This window comes from Ktedonobacteraceae bacterium (assembly GCA_035653615.1).
In the GTDB taxonomy this organism is placed as follows: Bacteria; Chloroflexota; Ktedonobacteria; order Ktedonobacterales; family Ktedonobacteraceae; genus DASRBN01.
The window spans coordinates 151825-167998 of sequence record DASRBN010000032.1 but is presented as its reverse complement, the minus strand read 5'-3'; the positions used below and the strand labels follow the sequence as shown (position 1 = coordinate 167998).

Genomic DNA, 16174 nt, shown 5'->3' with positions numbered 1-16174 from the left:
CTTGCTCGCTGCTGAGAGCAGGGAGGACACATTGGCGTGCGATACACTCCATGAGAGGCAACTCCTTGAGACAAGATTTGATGGATATCGCTATCTTCTCTCTCGTGAGAAGCCTCTCTCAGCAATCATTCACAAGCCCTGGTACCGATTGCGCCTCATGGCTGTTTTATTAGCAACCGTCACGGGTTGAAGCTATCAAAATTCATATTTGCCTCATCTGTTAGTTTCATATAAGTAATCTGCTACGAGTATCAGTCCGAAATTTGATGGGTAGAAAGAGATTTTTTATTGAAAGATGTTCGAAATAAAAAAGAATGATAAAAAATTTAAGTATAAAAAAATTTCATCATTTAGGTCTTGACAAATCTACGCTTTCTTGGTTATTATTAAATTGCAGACTTTATTACGTTGATTGCCTACCCTGAAGGAGAGGGAGGTAACACCTATGCAGATGAAGCAGCCTGGCAATCTTCGCCCAACAGCTTGTTCCATTCTAGGCGATAGCTCTATCACGGCCCTGTTTGTATTGTTGTTATTCCTCGGCTCATTTTTTCTTTTCACCAAATCAGCCTTAGCGAAGGCCACCACCATGACACCTCAGAATCCTCTGAGTGGGCTCTGCAGTAAGCCTATAGAAGGACACTGTTATGCTATCATTGATTGGTATGGAAATACTGGTGGAACTAACACACTTATCAATCCTTATGGGGCATTGAATTGCCAGGGCTGCAGTGGCTTCATTAATGATGAAATGTGGTTTTCAGATACTAAAAGTTCACAATGTCTGGCTGTTGGTACGTGCTGGGTAGAAGCAGGAGTATCTACCTGGCCAGCAAACCAGGAACATAATTGTAATCAAGGGCATGATTCTACATGCCTCTTCTGGGCGGACAATCGACCAGGTGGAGGAGGATACCATCAATGGGGGAATATGTATTACTTTGGTGCAGATGGAGTAGAACGATCTTACGCCATATCTTATCTATATTACTATCGTCAATAATGACTCATTTTCTTCAAGTGGTTCTAATTGGGATGTGGAAACAAATATCTATAAGAACGGAAGCTATGTCGCTGGACCTGGTGCAGAATCGAAAAGTAATAGCATGAATGTTAATGATATTACCATTGGTTCTGAATTAGCAGATTCGAAAGCATCTGCCGGGACATTCTACTTTCAGTATAATCAGTGGATGGATGGCAGCGGTAATTGGAAGTATCAAACGACGGCAGGAAAGAATAATAGTACTCCTCCCCCTCCTCATGGGTTTTGGGAGGTCTACCCTTGTAGTTGCCAGGGTAACACTGGCGGGTCATGGGGAACATATGATTAGTTGAAGCACGGAACTTAATTGAGAAGAAAATCGTCTTTTTATTGAGAGAATATTCTTAGGAAAGGAGGGTGAGAATATGTTGCGGTTCAGATTAGTTTGTGGTGCTGGCATCTTGCTTGCTCTTGCGATTGTCGGAATTGCGTGGTTTACGAATGCAGCCACAGCTACTTCTGTTAAACCTCCAGCTCCGCCACCTGTCCACCGTGCGTTTCAAATTTCGCAGACCTATCTTGCCGGTGATCCTGCTATCCATCCACATTTGGCACAGAACGGATCGGGGCCAGCCTTCACACAAGATGATGTCATTGCTTTTTTCAATACAAATGGGTTCTTTGCCGGGCCTGTCGTGCCGGGCGCGCACTTAAAAATCTTGACTATTCAGTTTGTAACTGCCAGACAAGCCAGCCAATTGATGCGTGGAGAGAGTGTTGGCCGCCCTGATAACGCCTTAGTCTGCTATGTCAAAGTCCAGGGACCATTTCTCCTCACTAATATACGTGGAGCGCCACCTCGGCCAAATGTCAAAGCCCCAACGACGGCAGAGTACGGTGATGCAGTTTTTGATGCCCATACCGGAAATCTACTCATTTGGGGTGTTTATTATCAATAATAAAATCCTCTGTTGCGCACGCGGCTCTACATCTTCTATTTTATACATACATAGCCGCATGTGTTCTGTTGGTTTCTCCTCATCCTGCACCGCCATGTGATAGAATACTTTCATGCGTATAACAGCTATTGAACCACAGGCTCACGATGCTGAGCGTTTCAACCTCTACGTTGACGGGCGTTTCCTGCTCGGCGTCAACGCTTCTATCGTGATGCAGATGGGACTGCAAGTACAGCAGGAATTGCTCCCCGAACAACTGGAGCAGCTGCACAGCGCCGAGCTTGAGCAACAGGCTGTGGACCGCGCCCTGAACTACCTCTCATTTCGACCGCGCAGCCGCGAAGAGGTCAGGCGTTACCTGCGCCGCAAAGAAACTCCGCCCGAAATTATCGAAGTGGCGCTGGCCCGCCTGGATCGTCTCGACTTCGTCAATGATCGCAACTTCGCCTCGTTCTGGATAGAGACACGAGAGCAGTTCAATCCCCGTGGCGCCCGCGCGCTCAAAAACGAGCTGCGTATGAAAGGCGTCAACCGCGAAATGGTTGATGAACTGGTGGATGACGAACAGGACGAGGAACGCGCCTTGCGCGCCGGTCGCAAAAAGGCTCTCTCGCTCGTCAACATCCCCGGCATGGATTACACCACGTTTCGCAACCGCCTCGGTTCGTTCTTGCAGCGACGCGGTTTCGGCTACCAGGTCTCTACCCATACCGTTCGCCAGCTCTGGCAAGAATTGCGCGAAGATGAATCAGCAGAGCCGGAGAATGATGACGCGGCGGATCCAGATTGAGGGCTGCATTCCTGTAAAGGAGGGATTGCGCGCGCAATCCCCTTCAAAATTTGGCGAGAATAGTGTATAATAGTAGTAAGACGAAAAAATTCCAGGATTGCACCGTTCGGGGTGGGCTATGCTTCGCCCCTGCAAAGAAGATGTTTTTGGCTTCGTGCCGGTTTAATGGCCCCATCCCAGGGCGCGATGAATCCGGCTCTACGCCTTGACAGACCTTTCGCTCATTTGCAGGGGTGTGAAAGCTAACCCACCCTTTTTTCCGCGCTTAATCCAGTCCCTATCCTCCTCCCGCGGTGGGGGTACTCGCGGGTGTGGCAGGCGCCGGGATAGTTTGCAAATCAAAGCTGGGGTAGGTCGTAGGCTCAGTATCTTTCACGCTGATATGCTGCGCATCCGCCGGCAGCGTTGTACTGTATCCCTGCGTAAAGTGGATCATAATTGTGTTGGGATCAATCCCGGGTTGTCGCGCAATATAGGCCTGGGCCGCGCTGACTGTCAATCCCTCCAGGTGCCTCTGAATATCATGTACCTCAGCCTGCGGCAAAGCGTACAGTTCGGCTCCGCCGGCTGCGATCTTGATCCTCACTACCCCGTTGTTGTCTATGCCCTCGATCACAGGCTCACCGATCTGGATAGTGGAATCGATGAAGTGATAGCCCTTGTTCACCTGCCGGCTCAGCAATTGCCGCGCCAGCTCCTGCGCGTCCTTCTTCGCAATATAGCCTACCGTCGCCTGCTCGACCAGCGTCACCGTTACCGTTTTGCCTTCTGAGCCTACATTCGGATTCGCCGACGACGAGGCATCATTGAAAGAGATGGCACCTACCTGTATGCCACCTGCCGCCTGAATCTGGTTCTGCAGATCTTGCGTCAGCTTTGGCATCAGGTTGGAATGTATTGCTGTCTCCAGCTTGCTGACATCAGTGGTTGAGACTGCTTGCTGGCAATCGATAAAGCCAAGAATACAATTGATCTGCCCGGTCGTCATCCCTTGCATCATACCCTGCTCGTGGACCTGGGCCGGCTTTACAGGAATAACTTTGGAAGCGACATTTATGCTGGTTGCCTGTGCTGTAGCCGAGATGGTATAGACCTGGTTAACTACCGAAATTTTCGGGCCAAAACTGACGGAAACCGCGGTTATCGCGATAGACTGGTAGCCATAGTACAGGATACCTGCGATGATAATCAGCGTGGTAACCATCACGATAAAAATCGGAACCAGCAGCGAGCGGCCGCGTCGTTTGCGACGGCGCTTTGTCGTGGGCGCGGGTTTAGCCGCCGCTACCGGCGGGCTGTGTGGTTTTGCCTGTACCTGTTGCCTGGGAGGCTCGAAAGCCGTTGTGGGCGCGCCGAAATCGTTCTGCCCAAATTCCCCGGTTGCTTCCAGCTCGAGGACGGGTATCTCGTCCTCGTTCAAGAGCGATACGTACTCATTCTCATCTGCTGTCGCTAACTCGGAGTCGTCGAATACCTGCTGGTTATGTACTGCCGACCTCACCGGCGAACTTGGAGAGTTTCTAAACCGCCCCTGCGATGGCCGTGAGACTCCGACGGCAGCTGCTGGAAGCACCTGTTGTGGTGGTGAGGCGATCAGTTGCTGGTAGGCGCGTTCGAATGCTTGCAACAGCTCTTCCGCGGTCGCGAAACGGTCCTCCGGGCGAGGAGCGATGCTGCGCCGCACCACGTATTCCAGCTGTTCTGGCAGCCGGTGATGCATCTGTGGCGTTGGAAAATGCCCGGTGAGCATCTGGTAGAGGATCACGCCAAGCGAGAAGATGTCGTTGCTCGGCGCGGCCACGCCGGAGAGCCGTTCGGGGGCCATATACGCGACGGTGCCTAGCTCATGCCCGGCGGTGGTCAAGGGCGCGCTGGCTAACTGCCCTTGCAGCGAGGCGATGCCGAAATCGATCAAGCGCACGTATATTTGCCCATCCTGGGAGTCGAGCAGGATATTGGTTGGCTTGAGGTCGCGGTGGATGACGCCGCGCCGGTGAATATAGGCCACAGCCTGCGCCAGCGGCACAAACAGGTGATGCACTTCTCGCAGTGATAAGGGGCCGCTCTGCAAACGGCGTGCCAGCGTTCCGCCCTCAATATAAGGCGTCACCAGAAAGAGCCGGCCCTGGTCTTCGTTGAACTCGATGAGTGGCAGGATATGTTCATGCTGGAGGTGCGCGCTGACCTGAGCCTCGCGCAGGAAACGCGCGCGTGCTGTGAAATCATGCACCAGGTCGGAACGAATAATTTTAAACGCCACCTTGCGGCCAAACGCTGACCGCTGGCGCGCCAGGTAAACCTCGCCCATCCCTCCGACGTCAATACGCTCGATCAGGTCGTAATTGCCGAAACGCAGGCTGCTCGGTTCTTCCATCATTGGCCCATGTTGCTCTCTCATAGGTCTGCTCTCAATATGGGCGACGACTTGCCTCGCCCTGGAACGGGCATCTCTATATTAATAGACGTTCATACGCCTGATTTTGTCAAATGTTGTGATACGTTCTCATGCAAAGATGTATAGCAGACCAGGATGAAATACGCTGACAACGTATCGAGTCGAGCAAAGTATAGCATTTATCCGCTGTACAGGCAAGGGAAGTAGTTCACAAAACACGTGTGATCTTGTTGATAAATCCATGGAGCGGAAGATTTACATTCAGGTCATTGTAAGGTCATGATCAAAAACCGCAAGTCCCATTTCAGGGACGCTCACTACACTACGAGGCATACAATGGTAAGAGTGTCACTATCGGTACGACGCTATTGTCCATCTCTTAACCAATTACTATTTAGGAGAATGAGCAGTGAGGATGCCTTTATTTCGCGGCAAGAAACCAAAACGCTGGGGCCTGGCGCTCACAGCCCTGGTTTTTTTATCGCTCTTTCTTGCATCTTGTGATCAGTATACTCCATCGATATTGAATCCCCAGGGGCCGGTGGCTTCTAAAGAGTCTGGCCTGTTCTGGTTCATCCTGGTCGTCGCCACCATTGTTTTCGTGGCCGTCGAGGGCATGCTGATCTATTCCATCATTCGCTTCCGCGAGCGTCCAAATTCGCCCACGCCGAGGCAGATTCATGGTAATAATACGCTCGAAATTGCCTGGACGGTTGCTCCCTCTATCTTCCTGTTCGCCGTGCTGATCGGCACTATCTACACGATGTTCAGCCTCGCGCAGCCTGCCGGGCCAAATGTCGAGGTAAAGGTGGTTGGACACCAGTGGTGGTGGGAGTTCGATTACGTCCACGAGAACTTCGTTACCGCCGATGAGCTGGTCGTTCCCCAGGGGACAACCATCCAGCTAGACCTGTACTCAAGCAACGTCATTCACAGCTTCTGGATTCCGCAGTTGACGGGCAAGACCGATGTCATTCCCGGCCACAACAACCACATGTGGTTTGAGGCGGATAACGTCACCACCACGCCCTATCGCGGTGAATGCGCCGAATTCTGCGGCGACCAGCACGCGCACATGGACTTCAGCGTGACCGTCCTGCCAAAAGATGCGTACCAGACCTGGGTCAGCTCCCAACAGCAGGCAGCAGCGGCCAAACCAACCGACCCAACAGCCCTTGCGGGTCAACAAGTCTTTTTAGGTGCGGGTGGATGCCAGGCATGCCATGGCATTGTCGGTGTCAACCTGACGAGTTTTAATGATCCCAAAGCGCAATCGCAGATTGGTCCAAACCTGACTCATTTTGGCAGCCGCCACCTGATAGCGGGTGGGGTGCTGACATGGGACCCATCAACCTGCCAGGTCGTCAACGGCAAGCTGGTGAATCAGAACTCCTGCGGCCTGTATCAATGGCTGCATGATCCGCAGGGCATCAAGCCGTTTAGCGATATGGTTATCGGGCAACTTACAGATACGCAGATCGCCCAACTGGTTGCATACCTGGAGACTTTAAAATAAGCTGTGACCCCTCTCAAATGGGGCTGGATTTTGGAGGAATTGCCCATGGCAACCCGCACAGTCGTTGAAGGCGTCACGCTAGAACGCCGGAGACGCTTTAGCGAAACCTATTTTGGCGAGTGGGTCATGACGACCGACCATAAGAAGCTCGGTATCATGTACATCGTCACCGCCTTCTTCTTTTTCCTGGTAGGCGGGATGGAGGCCCTGCTTGTCCGCACCCAGCTGGCGGTGCCGGATGGAAAAGTATTGAACGCCGAACAATATAACCAGGTCTTCACCATGCATGGCACGACCATGATCTTCCTGTTCGTCATGCCCATACTGGTCGGCTTCGGCAACTACGTCGTGCCGCTGATGATCGGGGCGCGCGATATGGCGTTCCCGCGCCTGAATGCGTTCGGTTACTGGATCGTCCTCTTCGGCGGCTTCTTCCTGACTTCGAGCTTCCTGTTCGGGCAGGCGCCCAACGCCGGTTGGTTCAGCTATGCTCCTCTGACCGAACTGACCTCTAATTGTGGTCCCACGGCGGTTCGCTGTACGCCTGACCTGAACATGGACTTCTGGGCGCTTGGTATCCTGATGCTCGGTATCTCCTCGATTTCGGGTGCGCTCAACTTTGTCGTGACCATCCTCAAATTGCGCGCGCCCGGCATGACGATCAACCGCATGCCGCTGTTCACCTGGATGACGCTGGTCACCTCGTTCCTGCTGCTCTTCGCCATTCCGAGCGTGACCGCTGCTGCCCTTTTGCTGCTCCTCGACCGTCACCTGGGCACGCACTTCTACCAGGCCGGGGCCGGAGGTGATCCGCTGCTGTGGCAGCACCTGTTCTGGTCGTTCGGCCATCCAGAGGTATACATCCTGATCTTACCGGCCTTCGGCATGATCTCGGAGATCTTACCCGTCTTTTCGCGCAAACCGCTCTTCGGCTATACTTTTGTGGCATGGTCGGGCGTGGCTATTGGCTTCCTGAGCTTCACCGTCTGGGCGCACCACATGTTCGCCGTCGGTCTGCCGCCGGTAGCGCAGGCATTTTTTGCCACCAGCACCACGTTGATCGCCATTCCCACGGCGGTAAAAATCTTCAACTGGGTGGCGACCGTTTATGGCGGCAAGCTGAGCTTCAAAGTGCCTATGCTCTTCGCGCTTGGCTTTGTAGCTATGTTCCTGATCGGCGGCCTGAATGGTGTGGCGCTGGCCGTGGTGCCGTTCGACTACCAGGTGACGGACTCCTACTTCGTTGTCTCGCACCTGCACTATGTGCTCTTCGGTGGCACTGTCTTCGCCGTCTTCGCGGGCATCTTCTACTGGTTCCCCAAGATGACCGGCAAATTGCTCAACGAGCGCCTGGGTCAGATACAGTTCTGGCTGATGCTCATCGGCGTCAACCTGACATTCTTCCCCATGCACATCCTGGGCCTGCTGGGCATGCCGCGCCGTATCTACACCTATCCGGGCAACCTTGGCTGGAATGAGTTGAACCTGCTGGCGACGATTGGCGCCTTTATTATTGCCGTTGCCATCCTGGTCTTCCTGTGGAACTTCATCATCACGCTGCGCAGCGGCGAGCCGGCCGGCGATGATCCCTGGGATGCATTCACGCTTGAATGGGATACCTCATCTCCGCCCAAGCCGTACAACTTCCTGGTGCTGCCCGTTGTGCGCAGCCGCCGCCCGTTCTACGACAAGAAGAACCCGGAAACTGCCGACTGGAAAACGGCAACGCATTAATTCTAAACGAACGTATTCGCCCTGTAAGGAGAGCGTCTTGGGCCTGTCCTCGCGGGGTTCCAGGATACTAGAAAACGAGGAAGGTTGTGGCCGAGGAACAGGCCCAAAGCAAACAGGTACGCAGCAAACAAAGGCGCCTGGCGGCCGTAGAAGAAACGAGCGGTCCTCAGTTGAGCTACTGGCCCTTTGTGCTGGCCGTGGCGCTGATGATCGCCTTTGTAGGCATTGTGATCCACCCTATCCTTTTAGGCATAGGGGTGGTGCTGACCGCTGTGGCAGTCATTGGCTGGGGGCTTGAACGTCGTTGAGCGTGGCGGGCCGATCAATCGGCGGTGTGTACGGTGAACCAGCCCCTACGGCTTCGCCGTGGTGTATTCATCGCCCGGCGGTGTCGTAGGCCCCGATTGATCGGCCCTGGAATTAACCGATTCATTTGTTAAAATCGATTAGCCCTTATTTGAGCGATAGGGAGAAAAAATATGAGCGTCACACATGGCGAGCAAATCAGGACACTGGAGGAACACGAAGCGCCCGGAAGAAGTCTGGGCTGGTGGGGCATGATCTTCTTCATCGCCTCAGAAGCGTTGATCTTCGCGAACCTGATCGCCGCTTACCTCTACCTGGAAATTCGCAACGGTAACTGGCCGGTGCCATCGGAACTCTGGTTCCCGCTGGTCAATACAATTATCCTGCTCGCCAGCAGTTTCCCCGTACACTGGGCAGGTACCAGCGCGGCAAAAGGCAATATGCGCAATGTAAAACTTGGCTTTCTGGCGTCAATCATTATGGGCGCTTATTTCCTGGGAGGCCAGATTTATGAATATTCCGGGCTGTTCGGCAAACATTTTACGCCGCAGTCCAGTGTCGCCGGCTCGGCCTTCTTTACACTGACCGGGTTCCACGGCGCGCACGTCACCGTCGGACTGATCTTCTTATTCATTATCTGGCTGCGTACCATGCGCGGCAACTTTACCGCCAAGCGCCATTTCCCCATAGAAGCTGCCGAAATGTACTGGCACTTCGTCGATGGCGTCTGGGTCATTGTGTTCAGTACCGTCTACCTGCTGCCACTGCTACGCGGGTAGCAATGATGCAAGGGATAAAGCAAGGAATTCCTCGATGCCCGCCGCGGCGGGCATCGAGGAATTCCTTGCTTTATCCCTTGCATTTGCGCAATTTTCGGCCTACCCGATTTCTCCCGCAAATTCCTCTTACTACCACAGATTTATTGCGAAGAATGTGGTAGAATCAAAACAGAAATTGGTTGATTAGCTGCATGTTTGTTCCACATAGAAGAAGAAGAGTGAAAAACGGGCAGAGAAAGGATAGCGAGCGGTGAAAGATACGATGCATGGCGGTGAGCCAACTGTCCAAACCCAACGAGGTAATGCACGCAAGCTGGGAAGACGTATTACCGCCCGCTGTTCAATTTGTACGCATTATACCTGGTTTACCGCGGTTCCTATCGTGGAACCGCCAGGGGCGCCAGAACCCCGGCAGGTCTGGACACTCTGCACCGAATGCCACGCGGCGCTGCTCGAGGAGATGCGCCGTTCGCCAATTCGCTCCCCACTCCGCCTGCGCATTGCCATGGGTCTTGTTGCCGCCGAACGCGCTCCCCAGTCCCAGCCGCCTTTAGAGGGCGGTGCGATGAGCGACCATCGTTGGATCGTCGTCCTCGCCTGGGGTTTCGGCATCGCGATGGTGCTCCACCTCATCTTGATCGTCATGCTCGCCTATGTCGCAGGGCACTGATTCCCCAGCCTTGACCCATTTGTTAGAATATCAATAGCACGAGCTAGCTGAACAAACGGGAAAGGTATTTGTCGGTATGGATCTGACCACAGGGAATGGGTCGGATACGGATAATGATAGCTGGTGGCCTGAAGAGAACGCTTTACCCACACCACCTACTTCATCAGAGACAGCGCGGGGAACCGGAGAGCTTTATGCCCTGTCGAAAGACTTTGAACAGGAGCATTCTATTCTCACAGGCATCGCGGCCAATATGCGTAGCGGCTTCATTCTGTTGAATGCCGCCGAACAGGTTGCCTATTCAAATCCAGGCGCGGAGCGGCTGCTGGGCATCAATGGCAGTATACTCCGGCAGCAGGGAAGTTTTGACGTGCGCAAACGGCTCGTCTCCCTGGCCGTCGACCCCAATAGCGCACAAACCGAGCTTGACCGCATCTGGCATCATCCAGAGCAAGAGGGTTTCACCGACCTGGCACTGGCCGATGCCGCCGTGCGCTGGCTGCGCGTGCTCAGCTTTCCGGTGCGTGATGATCCCGGTCGATTGCTGGGCCGCGGCGTCCTGCTGGACGATATAACACTCGAACGCGCGGCCACGCAGACGCGTAACGAGACGCTGGCCCTTGCCGCCCACGAATTGAAAACCCCCTTAGCCATCATCAAGGGCTGCGCCACGACGCTGCTGGGCAGTTCTACGCGCTGGGACCCATCTATGCTGCGCGAAATGCTGCAAATGATCGATACTCAGACCGATCGGTTACACGACATACTCAATACGCTATTGGATGTCTGGAAGCTTGACGCCGGGGCGCACAACCTGAGACTTTCCCAGGTAAATATCGCCTGGTTGCTCAAGCAGGTCATAGAGGGATGGCACAAACACGCGCCCGGCCATCGCTTTGTCCTGCGTGTGCCAGAGGAAGATATACTCGTTCACTGCGATGCCCTGCGTATTGAGCAGGCGCTCCACCACTTGCTCAATAACGCCGTGACCTATTCTCCCGCTGGCAGCGTCATCAGACTTGAGCTGGAAACGAACGATATCGAAATTCGTATCAGTGTCAAAGATCAGGGCGCCGGCATCGCGCCTGAACATCTTGAGCGTATCTTTGATCGTTTCTATCGCATCCCGCGTGGCGAGGGTTCCGGCGCCGGCAACGGGCTGGGGCTGTCGGTAGTACGCGTGACCATAGAGGCGCATGGCGGCAAGATATGGGCCGAGTCACCTGGCAGCGGTCAGGGAAGCACTTTTTTCTTCACCCTGCCCTTCACACCCTCATTGCAGGCCGCCGGGTTGCCACAGGCCGGAATAAATGCGTCAACTGCCGCGTCGCGCAGCCCCTTGTCCTCATCTCGCGCAGGTCTCCTGCACCAGGGCCAGCGTGTTAAAGTGCTGGTTGCCGAAAATGATGCGCGTATAGCTCGCTACCTGCGCGCGCATCTCGAAGAACAACAATATCGTGTTCATGTCACCGCTCATGGCATACAATTTCTGCGCCAGCTCGATCTCGAAGATTTCGATATCCTGATGCTGTCGGCGCGCCTGGCCGATATGAGCGGCCTCGAATTGCTGCAAAGGCTGCGCGAATTTTCCCAGGCCCCCGTCATCATGCTCTGTGACGAGTGCGACGAAGACGAACGGGTGCGCTATCTCGATCTTGGAGCCGATGACCTGGTTAGCAAGCCTTTTCACATGCAGGAATTACTGGCCCGCGTCCGTGTCCTTTTGCGCCGCAAAGCGCCGGATAGAGAGCAGCCGGCGAGCGAGGCGATCTTTACCACCGGCGAGCTCACGATAGACTATGCCCAGCACCAGGTATTACTGGAGGATCGCCCGGTACAGCTCAGCCGCACCGAATACAAGTTGCTCAGCACACTGGCCCAGAACGCTGGCCGCGTCATGACCCACGAACTCTTGCTGGAGCGTGTCTGGGGCGCCGAATATAACCGCGAAGTCGATTTCATCTGGGTCTACATCAGCCGCCTGCGCCGGAAAATCGAGGACGATCCGCGCCACCCGCGCTATATATTGACGGTGCCGGATGTAGGGTATAAGCTGGCGAAGCTATGAGCTGCTAAATGTAGTTCTCAGCAAGTTTGCAAGCTGCTCTATTCTCCCGCTCAGCAAGCATTCACAGACCCTGTTTTCTAGTGATTATCCTCCATTCAGGTCATTGTAAGGCCTGCGACGATTTTATCAAAGGAACCGTAATGTATAACAGGTATGCTTCCGGCAAAGCGTAGTTAGAGGTTTGCGAGGATTGATTCGCCATTTTCATCCACGGAGAAACACATGCAGCACCTGACCGGGGAAACTATCCTCCTCATTGAAGCCGATGCCTCGTTGCGACGTTTAATCACACTGGGCCTGCAGCAGCGCGGCATGCACGTAATAGGCATCAGTTCTCCTGAAGCGCTTCCCATGCTCGAAACATTGTCACCAGGCCTGGTGGTACTCGACATAGATGGCGAAGCAGGCAGTGATCATTCTTTGCTCACCGTCATTCGCGAAACTCCCGCTTTATGTGATACTCCAGCAATCGTGCTGGCCTGGGATTGCCTGCTACCGGAAACCATTCCGCAAGATAGATCACAGGCGCAGCTAACCTGTCTCACCAAGCCCTTTGATGCTCGCACGCTGCACACCACTATTGAGCGCATACTGGCGGCAAATAAAGCCGGAACCGTTGCGAGAGAACAGGGAGTATTACTGGCGGCCCGTTCAGCAACCCCGGCTCCCAGCATCTGGCCGCTTGTGACGGCCACGGGATTGCTCCTGCTCATCATCGGACTCATGGTTCAAATCGCTATTGCCGCCCTGGGATTGCTTGTTGTCCTCGTTGCTCTGCTTTTATGGACGCTTGGCTCAAAGCCCGAACAGAAGCCAATCGCGCTTGAAGTGCGAGAGGCATGGCGCGGGCAGGCTCCCCCCCTGCATATTAGTTAAAACCGCTCTCCTGTCTCAAAATCACTGGCTGATACGTGTAATACATGTCTCAGTCGAATCGATTAGAAATCTCATCCTTTCCATCAATAGGCAATGAGATTTTGCATTTCCGCGGCATTTCACGGGGAAGATGTCGCCTGATCAGGCGGCATCGATGCATGTTGTAATGGAGTTGAAAGGAGAATGATGATGCAAGGAAAACAACTGAACGGTTTACGTGTTGCAATAATGGTGGCCGATGATTTCGAGCAGGTTGAGTTGACCGAGCCGAAGAAAGCGCTTGAGCAGGCGGGAGCGACCACGAAGATCATATCCACGCATAGCGGGCAGGTCACCGGCATGAACCACGATGTAAAGGCCGATTCTTTCAATGTAGATATGACGTTGGACCAGGCGAATCCCAACGACTTTGACGCGCTCATGCTTCCAGGGGGCGCTCTAAACGCCGATAAACTGAGAATGGAGCCGAAGGCCCGCCAGTTTGTGCAGGAATTCCAGAAGGCGGGCAAACCGATGGCCGTCATTTGTCACGCGCCCTGGCTGCTCGTCTCATCGGGCGTAGTAAGAGGCAGGACGTTGACCAGCTACTATACCATTCAGGACGATATCCGCAATGCCGGTGGCAACTGGGTGGACCAGGAGATGGTGCGCGACGGCAACCTGGTGACCAGCCGCAGTCCTAAGGACCTGCCCGCGTTCAACCCGGCGATGATCCAGCTGTTCTCTGAAGCCAGGGTTCCACAGCGCTAGAAGGCGCCAGGTAAGGGAGGAAAGAACTATGGCCGGAGGCAAGACACAAAGGGAAGTCCAGCAGGCGCAGGAGAAAGAAGGAACGGTCAACAAGGTAAAGACCAGGCCGGAGAAAGGGAGGAAGAGAAAGAGTACGGTTTATGCACAGGTTGGGGAGAAAAACGAATTTCTCCCTGATGATGTGCAGACAACTCCCAAGGAAACAGAACACTAGAGGAAGGTCAGTTATGAATCAGGGAAAAAATCACCGGCTCGAACATAAACCGGCTGGTGTGAGGAAAGAAAAGACCAGGGGTATCCAGTTCAGGAACAGGCACCGGCCCTCCCAGAACATTTTTGAGAACGGAGCAAATGAACAAAGCGCGCACGCCCGGCCATCTAACGAGGTGACCGAGCGCGAGAGGGTTCACGACCCGCGCTATGTTCATGATATCGAGGTCAAAACCGAGAAACACTAAAACCGTTCCATTCAAGAGACAAGACGGGCAGCACCGCGATTGTGCGACGCACAATCGCGGTGCTGCCCGTCTTGTCTCTTGAACATTCAGGCTCTTGTAAGGTCTCCTTCGCAAGCTGCAAGCCGGTTATCAGGCACAGGCACAATAATCACTCTGATATCATCTCTACTTATTTGCGGGAACACGTAGAAAATATGGAAGTCAAAGATAGAACCGGTCTGCCTGGAGAAACGGCGATAGAATCAGAAAAGCGTGTGGAGAAGCCAAAGCGCAAAGGTTCGCGCAAGCGCAGCATTACCATCTTTGCGATTGTGAGCGTGGTCAATGTGGGACTGCTGGTCTTTCTCTGGACGCAGCTGCTCACGCCTGCTTCGAATACGAGTGGTCAGGACCCGTTAATTGGTCATGCCGCCCCGAATTTTACGCTGGCCTTGCTTGGCAGCCGTTCAACAGCGGCAAGTATTTCTACGGCCAGCTACAAAGGGAAGCCGTTCATCGTCAATTTCTGGAACTCGACATGCGGCCCATGCATCGATGAAGCGCCGCTCTTACAGCAAGAGTGGACGCGGTTGCAAAAGCAGGGGATTGGCCTGATCGGCGTCGATTTCCAGGATACAACGAGCGGTGGCCTTGGCTTTTTGCAGAAGTATGGCATTACGTACCCGAATGTCATGGACTCAAGCGGCTCGACAGCCATCAACTATGGTGTAACGGGTACGCCGGAGACGCTTTTCATCAACCGCCAGGGGATTGTTGTGAGCCGTGTAAGCGGCGAACTCTCCCCGCAAACCTGGCAGCAAAACCTGCAATTAATGTTACAATCCTGAACGGGTTCAGGAAAGGACCTGGATTCTGCTGCTTTCCTGCCGGGACAGTAGAGCGGCCAAACCCGAACATAACAAGTGTAAATGCGCTAGTAGGGAAACAGGTGGGCTTGCAGGTGCATGTTAGAAATTCGAGTCATTGTGCGGACGCTGCATATTCTGGCCGCCACGGCATGGGTAGGTGGAAACATCCTGTATCTTGTCGCCATCGTGCCAGCCTTGCGCGGCGCCGGTCCGGCTCCGGGAGTAGCAGCGCAGATCGCAGCCCATTTCCGCCGCCTGGTCAATATCTGTGTAGGGGTGCTGCTGCTAACCGGAGTCTACCTGGCATTCGACCGCCTGACAACGACCAACCTGGGCTGGCCCTACCTGGTCGTGTTGGGAGTGAAAATAGTTATCGCGCTGGCAATGTTTATGCTGGCAATCTATATTGGACAGAGTAATATACGCCGGCTGGCCAAACGCACGACGCGTTTCTCGAAGGCCGCGCCACAGCTTGTGCTGGCGCTTGGAATACTGGTATTTTTGCTGAGCGCGCTGCTTACCGGTCTCTTCGAGGCCAGTATCGCGCCGAATTAACCGGAGGTTGTATTGTGCAACCGGATGTGACTACACTGGATGAACCAATTGAAGAGGAGAGACCATCGCCATCGCGCAAGCGCAGGCGACGCTGGCCAATCAGCTTTGTGATTGGCGGGCTTGTCATTCTAGGTGCGGTGGTCTATCTTATTTATGCCAATACGCAGGCCAATGCCATGTATTATATGACCGTCTCGGAGCTGCACCACTGCACCATCTGTACCACGCAGTCGGTACGCGTTGCCGGAACGGTGCAGAAAGGAACGGTCGTGCATAACGGCACGCAAATCCGCTTTGTGATCTCCGATACCAATGGGCAATCGCTTCCGGTCGTTTATAGCGGTATCGTGCCGGATATCTTTGCGCCCGGCATCCAGGTCGTAGTAGAGGGACACTACACGGGTCAAGGGCCATTTCAAGCACAAACGCTGCTCGCTAAATGCCCCTCGAAGTTCACAGCCGCCACGCCGACTCCATAAAGAATA

General features: G+C 54.0%; 17 protein-coding genes. 16 read left to right on the top strand and 1 reads right to left on the bottom strand.

Annotated features, from left to right (window positions below; all coding sequences use genetic code 11):
- The first annotated feature begins 445 nt into the window (after positions 1-445).
- The 3 genes from VFA09_18230 (at position 446) to VFA09_18220 (ending at position 2734) form a co-directional block, all read left to right on the top strand.
- Positions 446-1003, top strand: a complete 558-nt coding sequence (locus VFA09_18230; protein ID HZU69220.1) for a hypothetical protein — start codon at positions 446-448, stop codon at positions 1001-1003.
- Between the two features lie 407 nt (positions 1004-1410).
- Positions 1411-1944, top strand: a complete 534-nt coding sequence (locus VFA09_18225; GenBank protein ID HZU69219.1) for a hypothetical protein — start codon at positions 1411-1413, stop codon at positions 1942-1944.
- 112 nt (positions 1945-2056) lie between these two features.
- Complete coding sequence (locus VFA09_18220) at positions 2057-2734, top strand: RecX family transcriptional regulator (GenBank protein ID HZU69218.1); 678 nt, start codon at positions 2057-2059, stop codon at positions 2732-2734.
- 277 nt (positions 2735-3011) lie between these two features.
- On the opposite strand, the gene VFA09_18215 is transcribed toward VFA09_18220, so the two are convergent.
- Complete coding sequence (locus VFA09_18215; protein HZU69217.1) at positions 3012-5132, bottom strand: serine/threonine-protein kinase; 2121 nt, start codon at positions 5130-5132, stop codon at positions 3012-3014.
- 412 nt (positions 5133-5544) lie between these two features.
- On the opposite strand from VFA09_18215, the gene coxB reads away from it, so the two are divergent.
- From coxB to VFA09_18150, 13 genes are all read left to right on the top strand, one after another.
- The gene (gene coxB / locus VFA09_18210; GenBank protein ID HZU69216.1) at positions 5545-6645 is read left to right on the top strand and encodes a cytochrome c oxidase subunit II; all 1101 of its coding nucleotides are present in this window, start codon (positions 5545-5547) and stop codon (positions 6643-6645) included.
- Between the two features lie 45 nt (positions 6646-6690).
- Positions 6691-8379, top strand: a complete 1689-nt coding sequence (gene ctaD / locus VFA09_18205) for a cytochrome c oxidase subunit I (protein ID HZU69215.1) — start codon at positions 6691-6693, stop codon at positions 8377-8379.
- Positions 8380-8465: 86 nt separating this feature from the next.
- Positions 8466-8687 (top strand): cytochrome c oxidase subunit 4, encoded by a 222-nt coding sequence (locus tag VFA09_18200; GenBank protein ID HZU69214.1) that lies wholly within the window; start codon positions 8466-8468, stop codon positions 8685-8687.
- 171 nt (positions 8688-8858) lie between these two features.
- The gene (locus VFA09_18195) at positions 8859-9464 is read left to right on the top strand and encodes a heme-copper oxidase subunit III (GenBank protein HZU69213.1); all 606 of its coding nucleotides are present in this window, start codon (positions 8859-8861) and stop codon (positions 9462-9464) included.
- A 250-nt stretch (positions 9465-9714) separates the two neighbouring features.
- Complete coding sequence (locus VFA09_18190) at positions 9715-10134, top strand: hypothetical protein (protein HZU69212.1); 420 nt, start codon at positions 9715-9717, stop codon at positions 10132-10134.
- Positions 10135-10210: 76 nt separating this feature from the next.
- Entirely contained in the window at positions 10211-12202 is a 1992-nt protein-coding gene (locus VFA09_18185; GenBank protein HZU69211.1) for an ATP-binding protein, read from the top strand.
- A 222-nt stretch (positions 12203-12424) separates the two neighbouring features.
- Entirely contained in the window at positions 12425-13078 is a 654-nt protein-coding gene (locus VFA09_18180) for a hypothetical protein (GenBank protein HZU69210.1), read from the top strand.
- 183 nt (positions 13079-13261) lie between these two features.
- Complete coding sequence (locus VFA09_18175; GenBank protein HZU69209.1) at positions 13262-13828, top strand: type 1 glutamine amidotransferase domain-containing protein; 567 nt, start codon at positions 13262-13264, stop codon at positions 13826-13828.
- Positions 13829-13856: 28 nt separating this feature from the next.
- Positions 13857-14042 carry a hypothetical protein gene (locus tag VFA09_18170; protein ID HZU69208.1) on the top strand — a complete coding sequence of 62 codons (186 nt, stop codon included), beginning with the start codon at positions 13857-13859 and terminating at the stop codon, positions 14040-14042.
- Positions 14043-14055: 13 nt separating this feature from the next.
- Positions 14056-14286, top strand: a complete 231-nt coding sequence (locus tag VFA09_18165) for a hypothetical protein (protein ID HZU69207.1) — start codon at positions 14056-14058, stop codon at positions 14284-14286.
- Between the two features lie 194 nt (positions 14287-14480).
- Positions 14481-15113 carry a redoxin domain-containing protein gene (locus VFA09_18160; GenBank protein HZU69206.1) on the top strand — a complete coding sequence of 211 codons (633 nt, stop codon included), beginning with the start codon at positions 14481-14483 and terminating at the stop codon, positions 15111-15113.
- Positions 15114-15230: 117 nt separating this feature from the next.
- On the top strand, positions 15231-15689 hold the full coding sequence (locus VFA09_18155; protein HZU69205.1) for a CopD family protein: 459 nt from the start codon (positions 15231-15233) through the stop codon (positions 15687-15689).
- Positions 15690-15703: 14 nt separating this feature from the next.
- Positions 15704-16168: a cytochrome c maturation protein CcmE gene (locus VFA09_18150; GenBank protein HZU69204.1), complete on the top strand. Its 465-nt coding sequence runs from the start codon at positions 15704-15706 to the stop codon at positions 16166-16168.
- Positions 16169-16174 lie beyond the last annotated feature (6 nt).